The 3,225-nt window shown below is 59.9% G+C and carries 3 protein-coding genes and 1 pseudogene; all 4 read right to left on the minus strand.

Translation table 11 applies throughout. The features are described 5' to 3' along the window. Window positions 1–153 precede the first annotated feature (153 nt). Window positions 154–1,305, minus strand: coding sequence for a two-component system response regulator (locus KBF66_RS19240; protein WP_296661332.1), 1,152 nt, complete (start codon window positions 1,303–1,305; stop codon window positions 154–156). Further along, window positions 1,289–1,765: an S-adenosylmethionine decarboxylase gene (locus tag KBF66_RS19245; RefSeq protein WP_296661334.1), complete on the minus strand. Its 477-nt coding sequence runs from the start codon at window positions 1,763–1,765 to the stop codon at window positions 1,289–1,291. The genes KBF66_RS19240 and KBF66_RS19245 overlap by 17 nt, the downstream gene beginning before the upstream one ends. Window positions 1,766–1,780: 15 nt before the next feature. Continuing rightward, window positions 1,781–2,902: an NADH:flavin oxidoreductase/NADH oxidase gene (locus KBF66_RS19250; protein WP_296661335.1), complete on the minus strand. Its 1,122-nt coding sequence runs from the start codon at window positions 2,900–2,902 to the stop codon at window positions 1,781–1,783. Between the two features lie 117 nt (window positions 2,903–3,019). Next, window positions 3,020–3,225: pseudogene (locus tag KBF66_RS19255) on the minus strand (type I glyceraldehyde-3-phosphate dehydrogenase); the annotation flags it as partial.

Raw genomic sequence — 3,225 nt, forward strand, 5'->3', positions numbered from 1 at the left:
TTACTGCGTTGCAAATCAGCTGCGTTGGAATCTGTGGGAGACGTACTGATGTCGTTCATGGTGTTTGACCCAGCGAAGCTGCATGTTTGAGGTTGCGGGTAGAGCTTTCTTTTACCCAGGGCAAAACGGACGAACTGGCTGACGTGATTGACCCTAACCAGTGATCACCTTGAGCGTAGCCGCTTTGTGCGCCAGTTCGTCGTCAGAGTCAGCGTACCGCTGTGCCACCGCGTGAAATTGCTCCGCCAGTCGCACAAACGCATCAACAATGTCCGGGTCAAAGTGGTTGCCCCTGCCCTCAACAATGATGCCCACGGCCTTGGCATGCGGCATGCCTTCTTTGTAGACCCGGCGGCTGATCAGCGCGTCATAAACGTCAGCCACCGCCATCAGGCGCGCCGAAATCGGTATGGCATCGCCCGCCAGCCCTTGCGGGTAGCCACTGCCGTCCCATTTTTCCTGATGACCATAGGCGATTTCCTTGGCGTACTTCAAAAATTCCACCTCCAGACCTAGCTGGTCCTCGGCATGCTGGATAGCGTCACGCCCCAGGGCACAGTGGGTTTTCATGATCTCCATTTCATGCGGTTCGAACCGCCCGGGCTTGAGCAAAATGCGGTCGGGGATACCTACCTTGCCAATGTCATGCAAAGGGGCCGACTTAAAAAGCAGGTCAATCGTGCGTTCATCAAGAAACAGCCTGAAGCGTGGATGATCCTTCAGATGTTCGGCAAGGATCTTCAGGTAGTGCTGGGTACGCCGGATGTGGTTGCCAGTGTCGTTGTCGCGTGTTTCGGCCAACGAGGCCATGGCCAGAATGGTCACATCCTGGATGGCCGCCAGTTCGCGACCACGGCGGGTCACTTCAGCGTCAAGGTAAGCGTTCTGATCCTTCAAGAAGTCGGCCGCTGCCTTGTTTTGTAATTGAGTCGCCACCCGGGCCAGCACAATCGGTGGGTTGACCGGTTTGGTGATGAAGTCTGCCGCGCCGAGCTCCAGGCCCTTTTTTTCGTCTTCGGTGCCAATCATGGCGGTCAGGAAGATGACCGGAATGTAGCGCGTGGCAGGGTCATCCTTGAGGATTTTGCAGACCTCGTAGCCTGACAGGCCAGGCATCATGATGTCGAGCAAAATCAGGTCGGGCGGGCTGTCGCCGCGTACGATGCTGAGGGCCTTCTCGCCATGGTTGGCCACTTTCACCTTGTAAAGGTCTTTCAGCAGACCGGCCATCAGCGACAGGTTGTCTGGCGTATCGTCGACCACCAGGATGACCGGTTTGCGGGTGAAGTCAAGACTCAGGCTCATGGGATTTCCTCAATGGATCAGTAGTATCCAGCGGACGATTGAACAGGGCAGAGTGCGCTTGATTGTCTCCGAATTGAAATCGGGGAGAGATAGCCCCACGCTCAAGCTGATGAGTTTCCGCCCGGCCGGGTTGGAAGATTTTTATCAATTCTGCCATCAAGCCCTTTGCCTTCAATGTTTGATCGCTATCAAAATTACAAACATACACATCCAAGGTGACAGCGCGTTGTTCAGGCCATGTGTGCACGCACAGGTGTGACTCAGCCAGCAACACCGTCGCCGTGACGCCGCCCGGGCCGTGCGCAGTGTCGGGAAAGGTATGAAACAACTGGGCCACCGACTGGAGGCCATGTCTTGACACTGCCTCAGCACAGCGCGCGCCCAACAGGGCAGCATCTACCAGCCAGCGCACGTCGCACACGCACTGGTGCAGATCGGCAGTGAGGTGCAGGCCTTGCATGGTTCGCGACGTCGCCTAACGCTGCGCCGTCGAAACGTTTCCAAAAGCCGCTTGTGCCTGGCGTGGCAGGCAGCGCCAATAAGGCGGGCTGGCCGCCACCGTACCCCCCAGTTCGGCGGCCGCTTGCCAGCCCCAGCGCGGCTGGTACAACACGGCACGCGCCAGCGCGATCAGGTCAGCATCGCCCGCTTGCAAGATCGCTTGCGCCTGCTGCGGCTCGGTGATCAAGCCTACCGCCGTGGTCACCATGCCACTGCTGGCACGAATCGCACGCGCAAATGGCACCTGATAGCCCGCACCAAGCGCAATTTTTTGCAGCGGTGAAACACCGCCGGAAGAGACATGGATGAAGTCGCAACCGTGAGACTTGAGGCGCTGGCACAACACCTCACTCTGCGCCAGATCCCAGGCGCCCTCGACCCAGTCCGAGGCCGACAGACGCACACCCAGCACACCGTCAAACTCGGCGCGCACCGCGGTAAACACCTCGAGCACAAAACGCATGCGGTTCTCCAGCGTGCCACCATAGGCATCGTGGCGCTGGTTGGCCAATGGCGACAAAAACTGATGCAGCAGGTAGCCGTGGGCACCATGCAGCTCAATGGCGTCCACGCCCATGCGCCGGGCGCGCCGCGCCGCGCTTGCAAAGGCGTCGCGGATATGCGCCAGATCGGGCAATTCCAGTGACCTGGGCGGCGTTTCATTGGGCAAGTGCGGGAGTGCGGATGGCCCCACAGTGAGCCAGCCACCCTCGGCCGCTGACAGCAAACGGCCACCTTGCCAGGGGACCGCGCTGGAACCCTTGCGCCCGGCATGGGCCAGTTGCAGACACACCGCCGTGGCCGGTGCCAGCGCCCGAGCGCGTCGTAGCTGGTCGGTCAGTGCCGCTTCCGTTGCGTCGTCCCACAGTCCCAGGCAATGCGGGGTGATACGCCCCTCGGGTAACACGGCCGTCGCCTCGATGGTCACCATCGCCGCGCCACTGTTGAGCAGCTGGCCCCAATGCATCAAATGCCAGTCATTGGCACAACCCTGTTGCGCCTGATACTGGCACATCGGTGCCACCACGATGCGGTTGGGCAGTGTCACACCGCCTCGGGGTGATGGCAAGTGCAGGGGCGAGAACAGCAGGCTCATGGTGCGACAGGTCGGATTGGGGTGGGTGCAAAGCATAGCCGATGCCGCATGGTTGACCCCACAAACGAAAAAGCCCACGCCAATGGGCATGGGCTCGTCAAGATGCGCAGTCGAAGGTTATTTGGCGACAACGCGCACCATTTCCAGGCACTTGTTGGAATAGCCCCACTCGTTGTCGTACCAGGCGACCAGCTTCACAAAGGTGCCGTCCAGCGCAATGCTGGCGTCGGCATCAAACACGCTGGTGCGGGTTTCGCCACGGAAATCGGTGGCCACCACCTTTTCGTCGGTGTAACCCAGCACACCCTTCATGGCACCTTCGG

It is taken from the genome of Rhodoferax sp., from assembly GCF_018063565.1.
Taxonomy (GTDB): domain Bacteria; phylum Pseudomonadota; class Gammaproteobacteria; order Burkholderiales; family Burkholderiaceae_C; genus Rhodoferax.

Excerpts from the sequence above, each read along its gene's own strand:
- KBF66_RS19240 (WP_296661332.1), bottom strand. The coding sequence starts at position 1,305 with ATGAGCCTGAGTCTTGACTTCACCCGCAAACCGGTCATCCTGGTGGTC.
- KBF66_RS19245 (WP_296661334.1), bottom strand. The coding sequence starts at position 1,765 with ATGCAAGGCCTGCACCTCACTGCCGATCTGCACCAGTGCGTGTGCGAC.
- KBF66_RS19250 (WP_296661335.1), bottom strand. The coding sequence starts at position 2,902 with ATGAGCCTGCTGTTCTCGCCCCTGCACTTGCCATCACCCCGAGGCGGT.